The 15287-nt window shown below is 49.7% G+C and carries 15 protein-coding genes; 6 read left to right on the forward strand and 9 right to left on the reverse strand.

What is annotated here, in order from left to right; genetic code table 11:
* Positions 1-250: 250 nt before the first annotated feature.
* The 6 genes from PSE_RS08880 to dctP all read right to left on the reverse strand — a co-directional run bounded on the left by PSE_RS08880 (position 251) and on the right by dctP (position 6443).
* Positions 251-1144 carry a bifunctional 5,10-methylenetetrahydrofolate dehydrogenase/5,10-methenyltetrahydrofolate cyclohydrolase gene (locus PSE_RS08880; protein ID WP_014284529.1) on the reverse strand — a complete coding sequence of 298 codons (894 nt, stop codon included), beginning with the start codon at positions 1142-1144 and terminating at the stop codon, positions 251-253.
* Positions 1141-2013 (reverse strand): formyltetrahydrofolate deformylase, encoded by an 873-nt coding sequence (gene purU / locus PSE_RS08885; protein ID WP_014284530.1) that lies wholly within the window; start codon positions 2011-2013, stop codon positions 1141-1143. The genes PSE_RS08880 and purU overlap by 4 nt, the downstream gene beginning before the upstream one ends.
* 67 nt (positions 2014-2080) lie before the next feature.
* A complete protein-coding gene (locus tag PSE_RS08890) occupies positions 2081-3235 on the reverse strand; it encodes a Xaa-Pro peptidase family protein (protein ID WP_014284531.1) in 1155 nt (384 codons plus the stop codon).
* A gap of 226 nt (positions 3236-3461) precedes the next feature.
* Positions 3462-4757, reverse strand: coding sequence for a TRAP transporter large permease (locus PSE_RS08895; RefSeq protein WP_014284532.1), 1296 nt, complete (start codon positions 4755-4757; stop codon positions 3462-3464).
* A gap of 1 nt (position 4758) precedes the next feature.
* Complete coding sequence (locus tag PSE_RS08900; RefSeq protein WP_041768188.1) at positions 4759-5364, reverse strand: TRAP transporter small permease; 606 nt, start codon at positions 5362-5364, stop codon at positions 4759-4761.
* Positions 5365-5423: 59 nt separating this feature from the next.
* The gene (gene dctP, locus PSE_RS08905) at positions 5424-6443 is read right to left on the reverse strand and encodes a TRAP transporter substrate-binding protein DctP (RefSeq protein WP_014284534.1); all 1020 of its coding nucleotides are present in this window, start codon (positions 6441-6443) and stop codon (positions 5424-5426) included.
* 324 nt (positions 6444-6767) lie between these two features.
* Between dctP and PSE_RS08910 the strand changes: the two genes are divergently transcribed.
* Both PSE_RS08910 and PSE_RS08915 read left to right on the forward strand, forming a co-directional pair.
* Positions 6768-7532: an arylmalonate decarboxylase gene (locus PSE_RS08910; protein WP_244421368.1), complete on the forward strand. Its 765-nt coding sequence runs from the start codon at positions 6768-6770 to the stop codon at positions 7530-7532.
* Positions 7533-7614: 82 nt separating this feature from the next.
* Complete coding sequence (locus PSE_RS08915) at positions 7615-8361, forward strand: GntR family transcriptional regulator (protein WP_051125895.1); 747 nt, start codon at positions 7615-7617, stop codon at positions 8359-8361.
* Positions 8362-8368: 7 nt separating this feature from the next.
* Here PSE_RS08915 and PSE_RS08920 read toward each other — a convergent pair whose 3' ends face one another.
* From PSE_RS08920 to PSE_RS08930, 3 genes are all read right to left on the reverse strand, one after another.
* Positions 8369-9070 carry a GntR family transcriptional regulator gene (locus tag PSE_RS08920; RefSeq protein ID WP_051125896.1) on the reverse strand — a complete coding sequence of 234 codons (702 nt, stop codon included), beginning with the start codon at positions 9068-9070 and terminating at the stop codon, positions 8369-8371.
* Between the two features lie 76 nt (positions 9071-9146).
* On the reverse strand, positions 9147-10121 hold the full coding sequence (locus PSE_RS08925; RefSeq protein WP_014284538.1) for a threonine/serine dehydratase: 975 nt from the start codon (positions 10119-10121) through the stop codon (positions 9147-9149).
* A gap of 6 nt (positions 10122-10127) precedes the next feature.
* Positions 10128-10946, reverse strand: coding sequence for an aspartate dehydrogenase (locus PSE_RS08930; protein WP_041768190.1), 819 nt, complete (start codon positions 10944-10946; stop codon positions 10128-10130).
* A gap of 241 nt (positions 10947-11187) precedes the next feature.
* On the opposite strand from PSE_RS08930, the gene PSE_RS08935 reads away from it, so the two are divergent.
* From PSE_RS08935 to PSE_RS08950, 4 genes are all read left to right on the forward strand, one after another.
* The gene (locus PSE_RS08935; protein WP_014284540.1) at positions 11188-12339 is read left to right on the forward strand and encodes a Xaa-Pro peptidase family protein; all 1152 of its coding nucleotides are present in this window, start codon (positions 11188-11190) and stop codon (positions 12337-12339) included.
* Between the two features lie 62 nt (positions 12340-12401).
* Complete coding sequence (locus tag PSE_RS08940; protein ID WP_014284541.1) at positions 12402-12608, forward strand: hypothetical protein; 207 nt, start codon at positions 12402-12404, stop codon at positions 12606-12608.
* A 2-nt stretch (positions 12609-12610) separates the two neighbouring features.
* Positions 12611-14041, forward strand: a complete 1431-nt coding sequence (locus tag PSE_RS08945; RefSeq protein ID WP_244421369.1) for an amidase — start codon at positions 12611-12613, stop codon at positions 14039-14041.
* Between the two features lie 5 nt (positions 14042-14046).
* Complete coding sequence (locus PSE_RS08950) at positions 14047-15285, forward strand: FAD-dependent oxidoreductase (RefSeq protein WP_041768191.1); 1239 nt, start codon at positions 14047-14049, stop codon at positions 15283-15285.
* The last annotated feature ends 2 nt before the right edge of the window (positions 15286-15287 follow it).

Below are 15287 nucleotides of genomic sequence, written 5' to 3' on the forward strand. Positions count from 1 at the left end.
GAACCACTGAATAGACCCACTTGCCACCATCAAGTCACTCTAAGTAATGTCGGGTTCGGAGAACTCTGATCGAGTTCTTCGAATCTACAGCTAATGTCCGCTTCCCGCCCACAGCAGCAACAAGCCGAAAGAGATTGACCTATGGTTGAAATCATGCGCTGGCTAGAGATCCTAGATTTAGGTTGAATGGCAGCAAATGGTCAACACCGTACACTTTGACGCGAGGTGCCAAAGTGTACGGTTTGACACATCAAAGCTGGAGTTCATCGGCTCCGATTTGGTGAGCAAACGCTCGGACAGTATTGACCAGCAAATAAGAGATCGTTAAAGGCCCAACGCCTCCTGGAACAGGAGTGATGGCGCTTGCAATTTTACTTACTGCATCGAAATCCACATCACCGACGATACCAGACTTTCCATTGCCCAGATCGCGTAGGCGGTTGATGCCAACGTCAATCACCACGGCACCGGGCTTCACCCACTCAGCTTTTACCAGATGCGGAGATCCTGCTGCGGCTACGATAATGTCTGCAGCGCGAACTTTACCTTTAATATCGTGGCTTAAGTGATGAACTGAGGTGACGCTACAGCCTTGCTGAAGCAAAAGTTCTGCCATGGGTTTCCCAACAATGTTAGAGCAACCAATGACAGTAGCATCCTTCCCATGAAAGTCGTCAATCACAGTCTTTAAGAGACGCAGGCAGCCTTGAGGTGTGCAAGGAGCTAGAGCATCTTGCGCGCCCGCCATGAAGCTTCCGAAGTTAAGTGGGTGGAAGCCATCGACATCCTTTTCAGGGGCAATTTCATGGAGGATTTCGCGAGCATTCATGCCATTAGGCAATGGCAGTTGCAACAAAATGCCATGATTTTCAGGATCAGCACTTAAGTCACGAATAACTTGAGTAAGGCCAGCCTGAGTGATGTTGGCATCAAGTGCTAGTTTCTCGCTTTCGATACCTACTTTACGGCAACGCTTGACTTTGTTGTTGACGTAGATTGCGCTTGCCGGATCATCTCCAACAACCACTACCGTCAGCTTAGGCGTTTTGCCAAAGCTAGCGTGCAAGGAGGCAATGGCCTCTTTAACTTCCCCGTCAATAACTGTGGCAAGGGTTTTGCCGCAGATAGTTTTTGCCTGTGTCATTGTTGGAAGATCACTGTGCGATTACCATGGATGAACACGCGACCTTCAGCATGAAGCTTCAAGGCGCGAGCAAGCACACGTGCTTCAATATCCTGCCCACGGCGAATAAGCTCCGCAGGAGTTTCTGCATGACTGATACGCTCTGCATCTTGCTCAATAATAGGACCTTCATCCAGATCAGGCGTCACATAGTGCGCCGTCGCACCAATGTGCTTCACACCACGTTCCCATGCGCGGTTATAAGGCATCGCACCTTTGAACGCGGGCAGGAAGGAGTGGTGAATATTGATGATCTTGCCAAAGTGTTTGGAACTAAGCTGATCTGACAGGATTTGCATGTAACGAGCCAGAACCACTAACTCAGCTCCTATGCGATCAATCAACTCATCAAGCTTGGCTTCTTGTTCAGCTTTGTTTTCTTTATTGACTGGCCACAAGTAAAACGGAATACCTAGTCGTTCAACATCTGCCCGACTATTAGCGTGGTTTGAAACTACAGCCTTGATCTCAATGGGTAGTTTGCCGGTCTGAACACGATACAGGATATCGATCAGGCAGTGATCAAACTTCGAAACCATCAGGATAGTTGGAATAACACGAGCGGTATCTTCAACCGAAATCTCGGCTTTAAAAGCATCAGCAAACTCCTCAAGAGTTGCATCAAGTGCCGCTCGGTCGGTTTGGCCGGATGGCTGGAGGCTCATTCTGATAAAGAATTTACCGATGCCATCTTCCTGCTTCGTGCCAGGTTCTGGCTGGAAGAATTGGGAACTCTCCAAAATGTTGCAACCGTTTTGGTTCAGACGATTGCTCAGATCCGCGACGACACCTGGCTGGTCGGGGCAGGTCATTTTCAAAATCAGACTCATGATTTCATGCTCGCATGGCAGTATGGAAAGACGCTTTCCACACGCAATGTTTCAGTAGTTAGGGGGCTTAAACGACCAGAAGGTCGCGTGAATAATCGGTCAGGTACTCAAATCCGGTCTCGGTGACTACAATGGAGTCACCAATACGGCCACCGGTCTGACCATCAACGGAAATGCCGCCATCTACGGCAAAGGTCATGCCCGGCTGCAGAACGGTTTTGTCACCTGCTTTAAGCTCAGGAGCTTCCAGATAAGCCATGCCGATAGAGCGGCCAGTACGGTAACCGGTTTCGTAACCGCGAGCGCGGTAAACTTCGTTTGCGGCTTCGGCAACATCCTCAGCCAAAATACCTGCTTTGATAGATTTAAGAGCAGCCTGCTGTGCTTCAATCGCAGCCATCTGAACCTTGGCGGCTTCATCGCTGACTTCTTCCACGAAGAACATGCGGTCAAACCCAAGCTTATATTGCTTAAACTGCGCCATGTTACAGAAGCAGAAGTAGACAGGGTCGCCGACTTTGTAGTTCTTCACGCTGGCACGACGGTGAACCATGGATGTATCAGTTCCACTCTGCATGATCTGCAGGTTATGAATCATTGGAGAGACAAACGCTTCCCAGCCTTTGGCTGTTAAGAAGCCTGCGGCTTTCCGGGTACCTGCATTGATAACTGCAAGCGCACTTTCATATTCTGGAGCTCCTTCCCGCAATGAACCTTCAGCAGCTGCCATCATAGCGCCAGCAATTTGGCCAGCCTGGCGCATCACTTCAATCTCTTCTGGAGATTTAATCGTGCGCATCACGCCCATAATTGCTGCAATGTCCTTGAGCTGAGTACCTTGCATTTCTTTGTCAAAGAAATTGCGAACGATAGCGGGGATTTGGTCCAGCTCGACATGAATGTTTCGAGCTTTTGTATCACCAATTGCCCGACGCAAAACATTGGACCAGGTGTTTTCGCCAAAGTCTTCCCAAGTCATAACATTCTCGACCCAGGTCATGGCTTCTACCATCTCGCTTTCCATGAGCGGTGTAATAACAACAGGGGCTTCATCTGGGCGAATGACAAGGAATGTCGGGCGACCAAACTCAATACTGAGGTATCCCCAGAAGCCTGCAAAATATGCAATTGAGCTTTCATCGGTTAGAACTGCGACCTCAATGTTGTTTTCTTTCAGACGGCGCTGAAAGTCAGCTGTTCTTTGTTTTGCTTGTTCGAGCATAGATCACTTCCCATTATTCGACGACCATGTGTATGAGCTGGTGTTTAGGCGCAGCCGAGGCTCGGTCGTGCAGCTCTTCGACTGCTTTTTCAAAAATCGGGACGAACGTCCCCGGCACCCTCAATTTAGCCGGCAGCTGAATCTGAGAATGTGAACGAAGGGGAGTGTTCCCCTCGGAACGAGTACACACTCAAGAACGTGAACTCAGATTGTTGGTTATTAGGAGCTAGTCGAGTAGCCCTGGTAAAAAGAGTGATAGTTCCGGTATAAAAGTGACAATCAGAACCATCGGAAGATGACCAAGAAGCAGGAACTTCATTGTTGGACCGATGTATTCAGAAAGCTCCATCTTTGTTACCCCTCCAGCCATGTAAAGCAGGGGTGCGCAAGGGGGAGACACGTTGCCCAATCCCAAGTTTGTGCCCACAATCGCTGCGAAGTGAATTGGATCAACCCCGATTTTCTGGATCACAGGCAGCAAGATAATGGCTGCCAAAACTCCACCGGATACATCATCAATGATCATACCCATTATAAGTAGCAGTAAGTTGATGAGCAGCAGTAAGACAATCTTATTGTCAGAGATGTTCAGCAGCATGTCAGCGAACTGGTTCGGAACCTGTGCGAGGATCATGCCCCGGCTCATAATAAACAGGAAGAACAGCACCATCATCACAGCGCCAGTCAATCGAGCGGCATCGATGGTTGAGCTATAAAGATCTCTGAAGTTCATGCCACGATAGATGAACAACCCAACGACCAGTGTGTATACTAGCGCAACGGCTCCGGCCTCAGTTGGAGTGGCGATGCCGCTGTAGATGCCGCCTAAGATAATAACTGGCATGATGATAGCGAGGCTTGCTTCTTTACCAGTGCGACTCACCTCTTTCACCAAAGCACCTGCACTAATTTTGGGTTGAACAGTAATGGTCTTGTTTTTGCGCAGAAAAATGAAATTCAAAGCGCAGTAAACCAGTGCCAACATGATCCCGGGACCCATCGTGGCAAGAAATGCCTTTGCAACAGATTCTCGAATAGCAATTGCAAACACAATCATCGGAATACTGGGCGGGATCATGAGAGCCAACACAGAAGAGACTGCTACAAGTGCGGTTGCGTGTCCTGGAGGGTATCCCTCCTTAATCATGCGAGGCACCATAATTTTTCCGATGGCAGCAATAGCGGCAGATGCGCTTCCGGAAATGGCACCGAACATAGCACAAGTGAGCACAGTTACAGCTCCGAGTCCACCTTTTGTCCGACCAACAAACGCATTCACAAAATTGAGTAGACGTTCAGAGATCCCCGCCGTTCCCATAAGTGTTCCAGCAAGAACGAATAGCGGTAAAGCAAGAAGGGAAAATGCACTGATCTGAGCATATCCGAAACCGGCATGGAATGAGATATCAGTCCCGGATAAGAAGCCATAAAGCAGCGCGCCAATACCAAATGCAAAACCAACAGGGACTTCTAAAAGTAAAAGTACAAGGACAGCCGCGATCGTAGCAAAGAAAAAGACCATCTTATTTGCCTCTCATCGTAACGAGTGCTTTGAACTCAACGATGAGTTGAAGCAGATAGTAAAACCCCATTAAGAAGAAACCTGCTATCATACTGAAATCCCATAGATATTTTGGCCATCTCATGTAAACGCTAGTCCGGTTAAGTTTGAGGTTGAATGCAGTAAGTTTCCAGGCGTAGTAACCAAAGATAATCACAGCCATCAAGCACAGCAGAGTGCCGATAAAGCGGATACTCATCAGAATTTTAGGATTGTGAGTGATAAGAGCGAGGACGCCACCCGAGATATGGTCTCGCTCACGACTGCTATAAGACATTCCCAGGAAGTAAACCCACAGTGCCAACATTGGGGCTAGCTCTTCCATTCCAAGGAATGGTGATTGGATGACATATCGCATGAAAACTTGTGCTGCCATGAGTAACCCCAGTCCAAGTGAGGTTAGAAACATTGCCAGTCGTAAAATTTTGGCGAGCTGTGCTTCCAGCTTATAGATTAGTCCGCTGTACTCATCTTTATGGGCAGTCGCTTTATTGGGAACTGGTAAGACGGGTTCAGGCGTCATAATGTCGTCTAGGCCGTCAATGTGGAGCAGTGTTTTATCACTCATTATTGCTTCCTCGCGAAAATGCCACCAGAAACTGGTGCTGGCGGCATATTTCTAAGGTTTTATTTGAGGCCAGCGGCTTCGCGAATATCGTCCATCACCTGTTTTCCGATGACACCTTCCATGTACGGATATTCAACGTCCACAACGATTTTCTTGTACTCAGCAAGTTGCTCTGGAGAAAGCTCAACAACCGCGATGCCCGCATCACGGATTTTTTGCAACCACTTAGGACTTTCAGATTCAGCAACCCCCCAAGCCCAGTCGGTAGCTTCCTTGGAGGCCGTTTTGATCCAGTTTTTCTCATTGTTGTTCAGACTGTTGAACCAGTCTTTGTTGGCAAGCCAAAAAGTGTGTTCAAAGTTTTCGCGAGTAAATACATAAGTGCTGACGACATCTTTGAAGAGTAACACCTCTGATGGCGGGGAGTAGGCACGGCCATCGATGGCACCAGTCTGAAGTGCTGTGTGAACTTCGGAGAAAGCCATTGGTACAACTGAGAAACCAGTCGCACGGTAACGCTCAATGGACATTGGCTGTGCTGGAACTCGCATTTTGAAGCCTTTGGCGTCTGCGGGGAAGTTGACAGGCACATCAACGCCCTTACGGACAACAAAGCCGGTATAGTCTGTTGGAATGGTTCCGAGCAGCACCATATTCAAGTCAGAAAAAATATTGTTGTATACAGCTTCCATTTTTGACCCTGGGCCATAGATTGCCTTGCCTTTTTCCCAATCAGAAGCAACGTAACCAAGAGCCATGATATCCCAACGTGGGTCCATTTCCGAATGGTTCCAGGCCATGGTCATTTGAGCTGATCCAAATGAAACTTGTTCAACAATTGAAGTCCAGTCACCAAGATCGCCACCTGGATGGTAACTAATTTTCATCTGGCCATCAGAAAGCTCGTCTAGACGCTCCATGAATTTTTCGGAAACTTTGTGAAAGATATGTTCCTTATCCATTACATGGCCGAGGATTGGCTCAGCTGCATTTGCTTCACTGATCAGTACAGGAGCTGCAAATAAAGAAAGTGCAACTGATGCAGCAGTAGCCTTTCCAATTATTGATGAAATTTTCACGCTTTATCTCCTCCCGAATATCGTGATCGCTGAACCTTTGTTCAGACCCGATTGAGCGCTTTCTTTTGATGTTGCAACGCTCAAAAGGTCTGGGGTCAAAGCGACCGAATACGTATATAAGTGTATACAGCTAAGAATTTGAGCGTCAACAGGTGGATTTGTAAAATTTTCCTAGTGTATTTAGGTTTTGCTATAAGTGTATGAAAATAAAGATATACATTAGATTTGCTGATCGGGTTTATAATTTTTTGCAAGTGCTCGAGTTGCGTATGTCGCAGCTTTTCCTTAAGCTATGTGCAGCTATATTGGGAGGTGAATACAGCTATGGGCAGTTCAAATGCTGGAACTCTATCTATGGAAATGAATAGATTCGATGAGGGGGCGCATCCTTTGGGGAAGGTGGGGTTTGTGCTATTGGCTACTGAGCAGACCATTCAAGATGAAATGATGCGCTTGCGTCCTGATGGGGTGGGGTTTCACTTTGCTCGTGTTCCTATCGCTGATGATATTTCGGTCAGCAGCTTGACGGATTTGGGTGTAGACCTTTCCGCGGCAGCGGCGCGGCTTTTGCCTGACGGGAGTTTGGATGTCGTTTCCTACGCGTGTACTTCTGGTAGCTTAGTGTTGGGTGAAGGTAGGGTGAATAAGGAGCTGAATGCTGGAGCTCCGAATGCAAAGGCGACGTCGCTGATTGCTGCTGTGGTTAGCGCTTTGAAGTTTCTAAAAGTTAGAAAGCTTGCAGTCGTCACTCCATATATTGATGAGCTCAATGAGCAAGAAAAGTTATACCTTGAGAGTGCTAGTTTTGAGGTTTGCTCGATAAAGGGATTGGGATTGCGGAAGGATAGTGAAATGGTTTGCGTGCGAACTGAATTTATCCGCGATTTCGCGCGTTATAATGATCATCCAGAGGCGGATGCGCTCTTTATTTCGTGCGGTGCGTTGAGGTCTTTGGATTGTGTGCAAGTGCTTGAGGATGAGCTGGGTAAGCCTGTAATTTGCAGTAATCAGGCATTATTCTGGCATGTACTAAATCTCTTAGGAGTGCAGGCTAGGATATCTGGATATGGTAGGTTGTTGAATGGGTGAGGCTTAGTTAAGTGCAACGAGTACTTAAGGGGAGCTTGAGCGACAGCTTGACCTTAGAGAACATAGATCATAAAGAAGCCGAATGATAGCTCCAGACGCCGATACCAAGCATCGACATCTTGATGCATTGTTTGCAAAGTCGAACAGCGCTAGTGAGATGCATAGCGTAAAGAGAACTCCGCAAGAGGAAATCTATTTTCAATTGCGTGAGGATATCTGCTTGCTTCGCTCTCCTCCTGGTACTGTGTTGCGTGAGGGTAAGATCGCGAGTGATTTTGGTATAAGTCGAACCCCTATCCGAGAAGTCATGCATCGCTTACAGTTTGATGGACTGGTTACCGCAAGGAATGGTGTTGGTTACATCGTTACTAGCGTCGACTTTGATTACTACATCGATGCCTATGCTCTGCGTATTCGACTAGCCGAAACAATAGGTCAGCTGTCTCCTCGCGCTATTACGCCTGCTGATGTGGCTGAAGCAGAAAAAATCAAAGAAGAGGCAGTTTTGCTTCTGGAGACTTTTGACCTTCATCGCTACTGGACATTAAATCACGATCTAAATCATTTGATTTACACTCTGATTGGAAATCGCGCGCTTCAGGAAGTGTGGAATCATATCTACTTCAAAGTCGCGCGTATTTGGTATTCGCTTGCTCCTTACTTTGCTGAGGAGGTTGCTGAGTACTTTTATGCGGAGGCGTGCGATGTTGTGCGAGCGCTAAAAGGTGATGATATAGAAGCTTTGGGGTATTCTCAGCGAAACTATATTTCTCGCGGACTGAAGCGGGTTCAACGGTTCATTGAAGAGCAGAAGCGTCTTGAGATCTGAGCTAGTATCATTCTGCGACTTCTGATGGGGTTGCATTCAGTTGCTCAACCCCTTCGAGGCGAGAAAGAACCAATGATAAGTAGGCGCTGTGAATGCGGCCAATAGCTGTCACATTGTCATGTGTCATAAAGCGCTTCAGGGTTTTGATCTCTTCTAGTACATCCTCAAGCTCTTCTTTCCAGTTTAGATTGGGAAGTAGGAGAAACCAGATCCGGGCCGTCTGATAAAACAGTTGGTCAGAAAAGTCTTTCAAAGCCTTATTGCGAATGATGCTTTGAACCTGCTTGTGCAAGCCAATACTGATTTGTGCAAAGGTTCGATAATCAGGTGTATCGGCAACTGAGAATGCCATCTGCTCCAGTTTCTGCATCTCCTCAATGGCGTCCGGCTTTGGGGCGTGCGGGCGTGAATAGGCAATTGCTTCAGCAAGATGCACGCGCATGAAATAGATATCCCGCAAGTCGGCAAGGTTAACGGTTGTTACAGTCGTCCCTCGGCCTTGATGGCTCGTAATCAACCCATCTTTCTCCAGTCGTTGAAGGACTGTGCGGATTGGAGTGCGGCTAACACCAAACTCTTCTGCAAGAGTTCGTTCGCGAAGAACACAGCCCGGTGGGTAATCCAGCAGGCAGATGCGCTCTCGAAGGGTTTCGTAAATTTCGTCCACCAGTCCAACCTTGCTAAGGAGGTCATACACTGTGCTGGTCATACTATGACACCTTGTTTAATCGCAAGGGGTTGCTTCTCTTGCAAGCCTGTGAAGTTTGGGTGAATGGGGTGCGTTGTCAGCCGGGCGCCGCGTTTAGGTGATTTGCAAAATCTCCAGCGCCAAGATTTCCGCCAGATAAAATGACGACAACAACTTTGCCTGAGCAGTCATATTGCCCGTTCATAATAGCCGCCAGTCCAGCAGCTCCACCGGGCTCTATAGCCAGCTTGAGGTTCTCAAAAGCGGCTTTCATAGCCAACCGGACATCATCCTCTGTAACCACCAGCCCTCCAGTAACGTTGCGCTGGTTTATGGGGAATGTGAGCTCTCCGGGGCGGTGCGTGACGATGGAATCGCAAATGGATTGGCCTGGCGCGTTCTCAAGCCTTTGTCCGGCGAGTAGGGAGCGGGCGGTGTCGTCAAACCCTTCCGGCTCAGCGCTGTAAATGCAGGTTTCCGGCGAAAGAGCTTTGATTGCCGTTGAGGTTCCGGCCAATAGGCCTCCGCCACCAGCAGGGCAAATTACGGCGTCAGTTGTGAGGCCCTTAGCACGCAGGCTCTCTATAATCTCCAGCCCTATAGTTCCTTGCCCTTCCATTATGGCATAGTCATCATAAGGAGCAATCATGACTGCGCCGGTTTCATTTGCTATGTCTTTTGCTATCTGGGCTCGATCGCCGGTTGCCCGGTCATACAAAATCACTTCAGCGCCGAAGCTGCGCGTGTTCTCAATCTTTATTGCAGGTGCATCCTCAGGCATCACAATGCGGGCAGTGGTTCCTGCTTGTGCAGCGGCGGCGGCAACACCTTGGGCATGGTTGCCAGATGAAAAGGCGACAACGCCACGCTTACGTTCTGCTTCAGTGAGTTTTGCGATGCGATTGTAAGCTCCGCGCAGCTTGAAAGAGCCGGTGCGCTGCAGGCATTCAGGTTTAAAAAGAATTCGCCCTCCACTGCGCTTGTTGATGAAATCGGACTCCAGTAAGGGCGTGTTTATGATGACAGAATCGATGCGTTTTGCTGCTTCTTGAATGGAGGAAAGAGATATCATGGAGTGTCAGCTTCCAATCTGAATGTGCGATGTGCGGGTACGGAGTACAGCTAAAACGCTCTGCGCTGTAATTCGCCCTGTTCGGGGATTTTCGTCGCTTGGGCGATTTGAGATGGTCATTGTAAAGTCGGAGCTGTCTGAGGTCACGGACACCGTATGTGTGTTTTTTGAAAGGTTGGGATCGGCCCAGATCTCCATCGTGGTTTTGTCAGCTCCGAGTCCTGCCAGAGCGAGTGCTGCTGCTACATTCACATTAGCCGGAAAGTGCTGGGCAACTTCGTTTACGGAGCCGGAAAGAATGCAGGTAGGTACGTTGGAGCTTTCTACATCTATGCTGTTCTCAATGAGGTAAGCTGCACCCGCAAGGCCTTGAGGTGGCTTGCTTGTTCGTACGACAACAGACTGAATGGTCCCCTCTGCGGCGGCTTTGAGAGCGTCGAGGCCCAAAATTGCACCCGACGGAACAATGATGTTGGCCCCGTTTTGCTTCGCAAGATCTAGTAGGTGCATGCGGGAGAGTAACTGACTGGTGCTCATTACTATAAGAGATTTTCCGCAGGAGAGTGTTGGTCGTGCGACTTTTTCAAATAGTTGCGGTGGTAGGCATTCCAGAACGATGTCAGCGACAAGTGGAAGTTCATCTAGTGGGAGGGGCTGACAGGAATGTTCGGGAAGTGCTTTCAGGAATTCTTTCCCTTTTTGGATGTCGCGCACAGCTATAGCCTTTAGCTCGTAGCCTGGAATTTCATTTTTTATGACTGCTTGCGCAACGCGTTTGCCGATCGCACCCAATCCGGCAATGGCAATTGACTCTAGTTTTCTCATAAGACCTCCATACGCCAAGTGGTACACCAATATCTTGAAATGAGATTATGTAAAGCAAGGTATGGGAAACATAAATCGCAGGTATTCTAGATATTATTGCAAATAAATAAATAATATCAATGGTATAGAATTAATTCTAGGTGGCTGAAAAATTTTGTATGCGTTTGTACGTAAAAAATCTTTGACAATTGGTATACCTATAGGCAAATTGAGGCTAATTATTGCTCGGGAGGAATTAGCGTTGAATGATCCGTTTTCACAAGAAGAGCTAGAGCAGCGCGTAGCGAGCGTCTGTAAAGCTATGGAAACTCATGATTTCGATGGGCTTTTAATCTCTGTTCCAGAGAGCATCTATTACTTGACGGGTCTGGATCATTGGGGCTTTTTCGCCTGTCACGTTCTTGTGGTGACGCGCGATTGCAAAATGGCATTGATGTGCCGCGGCATGGAAAAGATCACGGTCGACAAGCAGGTTAAGAATGCTACTTTTTATGGTCATAAAGACCATGAGGAGCCATCAGACTATGTGCTGAAGGCAATGCGGGATCTTGGTATCAATGGCGGCAAAATAGGCATTGAAAAGCGTAGCCTTTTCATGACGCCACGTATTGCAGAAATGATTCAAGCTGGCGATCAGGCCGCACAGTGGATCGATGCTTCTGGCCTCGTTGATGATATTCGGCAGGTGAAATCTCCACTAGAAGTTCAGTATGTACGCAAAGCGGCCCATGCCGTAGACGTTGGCACTCAAGCAGCCGTGGAAGCTATCCGAGATGGCGCGTCCGATTATGAGATTTCTGCGGAATACCACCGTGCTATGATTCTAGCCGGGAGTGAGTACCCGGGATTTGGCCCGTTTATCCGCCCAACCTCCCGTCTTGGCGAAGAGCATACAACATGGCGTGGAGACGTTTTCCGCAATGGGGATGCTGTCTTCCTTGAAACTTGCGCTGCATACCGGAAATATCAAGCTCCAATGGGGCGTTTAGCCTACGTCGGCTCAGCTCCTAGGGGGGCAGAAAAGTCCGCTGAACTGGCTATCAGCGGCATGAAAGCCATTTGTGATGCGATTAAGCCCGGAGCAAACGCGGGTGAAGCGTATGCTGCGTGGAAAGAAGTCGCCAACAGTGCCGGTTTGCATAATTACCATCGCCACCATTGTGGTTACATGGTTGGTATCGGCTTCCCACCAAGTTGGACTGGAGGCAGCATGGTCACCAGTCTGGCACCTAACTCCGAACGCATCTTGAAGACCGGCATGGTGTTCCACGCACACTCCTGGTTCACCAACACGGACTGCGTTGATTACTTTATCTCCAACACTGTGGTTTTGACTGAAACCGGTGCTGAGATCCTGACAAATCAAACGCCAGAAACACTCATCATTCGTTAGCGGAACACGAGGTTTAAGGCGGTGTCAAAGTTGCAAGGTACCGCTCATGACGTGGGCAAAAAATGAAAAAGCTAAAAAAAGAAACACTAGTAAACCTTTGCGATCAGCTGGCTTCTCATCCTTGGCATTATGATGAAATTGAAGAGCTGGTTCATCCGAAGCTGGGTGTCATCACTGGCTTTCAAGAGCTGCTCGATCAGCTGGAAGTTCTACGTAAAACAGATCTGGGACACACACCACCAGCCATGAGTGTTCAGAAAGGAAACTGAACATGTTTATGCTGCACTCAAAACTTCAGTCCGAAGAAGATATCGCATTTGCATCTGCTACCGAGCTGCACCACCTCATGGTAAAAGGTGATTTGTCAGCAACTGAGCTGACAGATATCTATTTGAAGCGTATCAAGAAATATAACTGTGTTTCAAAGGCTTACATTGCGATAACGGCAAACGAAGCTCGTATAACCGCTACATCCTTCATTCGTCACGATCTGGAAAAATCTCCCTTTGCCGGTGTTCCGTTCGCTGCAAAAGATCTGTTCGATGTGGAAGGTATTAAGACCACTGGTGGCTCACGCGTTTTCCATGACCACCTTGCTGAAAAAGATGCGGTCTCCATCGCACGGCTGAAGGCGGGAAAGGCCATCTCCCTTGGTAAACTCAATCTGCATGAGTTTGCATATGGCGCGACCGGAGAAAACCCAGAATTTGGCACGTGCCCCAATGTCTACGACACTACACGCTTGGCAGGCGGTTCTTCAAGTGGCTCTGCCGCCGCACTGGCTTTCGGCCTTGCACCTGCAACATTGGGAACTGACACAGGCGGTTCTGTGCGCGCACCGGCTTCTTTGAATGGCATTGTCGGTTTAAAGCCAACCATGGGCCGGGTTTCCACCCGCGGTGTCATGCCATATTGCTGGACATTGGATCACGTTGGCCTGATGACGCGCACAGTGCACGACTGCGCCAATCTGCTTGGCTTGATCGCCGGTTTCGATCCGCAAGACCCGGTCACTGTCAACGTCCCGGTTGATGACTACGCCTTTGAGTTGGACAACGAAATCGCAGGGCTCCGCGTCGGTATCCCAGCCAATTTCTTCTACGAGCGCACAGACCCAGAAATTCTGGCAGCGGTAGAGCGTGTGCAGCGCTATCTGGTCAGCCATGGAGCGCAGCTGGTTCCAGTGACCATGCCAGACATGACCAACACCCGCACGGTCTCCCTCACAGTGCAGATGCCGGAAGCCTTGAGCGTCCATTCTCGCTATCTGGAGGAGCGCGGTGATTTGTACGGTCAAGACTTCCGCGCAGGTCTCGCCCTGGGCCAGTGCCTGCTGGCGGAGCACTACGTCCGCGCCAAACGCTTCATTGAAGTCTACCGTCAGCAGACCAATGCTCTGTTTGACGATGTCGACATCCTGCTCACCCCAACCACCCCAGCCATTGCACCGCACATCGGCACCGTCACCACCAAGGTTGATGGTATGGACGAGCCGGTCGGCAATGCAATCACCCGGTTTACGAGCTTCTTCAACATGACAGGTCATCCGGCCATCACCGTCCCATGCGGTCTTCACAGCGAAGGTCTGCCAATGGGCGTGCAGATTGTCGGGAGATATTTCGATGAAAAGCTCATCCTCAATGTCGCTCGCCTGATCGAGAAGAACGACGAATTCTCAGTACCGCGTCCTAAGATTGGATAAGCACCGTGCCATTTGCTCTCCTCAAATACGGATTATCCCGCCGCCACCCGGCCCGGGAGGAAATCCCCCAAACGCCCGAACTTAAGCCCAGCTACGATGTGGTCATCATCGGCGCAGGCGGTCACGGCGTCTCTCTGGCCTATTACCTCGCCAAAAACCACGGCATCACCAACGTCGCGGTGTTGGACAAAGGTTACCTCGGTGGTGGCAACACGGCGCGAAACACCACGGTGATCCGCTCCAACTACATCACATCTGATTCCATCCAGTTCTACGCCAAGTCCATGCGCCTCTATGAGAGCCTGGCCAATGAGCTGGATTACAACCTCATGTACAGCCGCCGCGGCCAGATCACCCTATCTCACTCAGACGGTGTATCGCGGGCGCTGCGGTTGCGTGCTGATTCCGGCACGTTCCACGGTGAGCGCAACGAGATCCTTGATCGCAAGCAGATCAAAGAACTCGTCCCAACGCTCAACTTGGACATCGAAGGACATCCAATCCTGTGCGGTCTGTGGCACCCGGATGCGGCAACGGCCCGCCATGATGCCGTGGCATGGGGCTATGCCATTCGTGCCTGCGAACGTGGGGTGGAGTTGCACCAACGCACGCAGGTGACAGGCTTCAAGGTCGAAGGCAACAAGGTGGTTGGCGTTGAAACCAATCGCGGCGCGATCGCAGCTGGTCAGGTCGTGCAGTGCGTTGCGGGCATGTCCTCCGTTGTTGCGGATATGGCAGGCATCAAGCTCCCGATCCGTACTTTCCCACTTCAGGCGATGGTGACGCAGCCGCTCAAGCCGTTTCTGGACCCGATGGTCTCCTCAACGGCCATGCACTGCTACATCTCCCAGTCTGGTCGCGGTGAGCTGGTGATTGGTGGCGGCTCAGACCCTTATGAGCTCTACAACACCCGCTCCACACTCGACATGAAGGAAAGCCTGGCCGCCAGCGCGCTGGAAATGTTCCCGTTTATCGGTGACCTCAAGATCCTGCGCCAATGGGCAGGTATCACCGACATGACGCCGGATTATAGCCCGATCATGGGTACCTCGCCACTCGACAACTATTGGCTCGATGCGGGGTGGGGCACATGGGGCTTCAAGTCCACACCGGCCAGTGGCTACTACATGGCGCAAACCGTCGCCAACCAGGCCATGCCAGACATGATTAAGCCTTTCGCTCTGGACCGTTTCTACAAGTACAAGCTCGTCAATGAGATGGGTGCAACGGCAGCCAGCCACTGAGG

The organism is Pseudovibrio sp. FO-BEG1 (assembly GCF_000236645.1).
Taxonomy (GTDB): Bacteria; Pseudomonadota; Alphaproteobacteria; order Rhizobiales; family Stappiaceae; genus Pseudovibrio.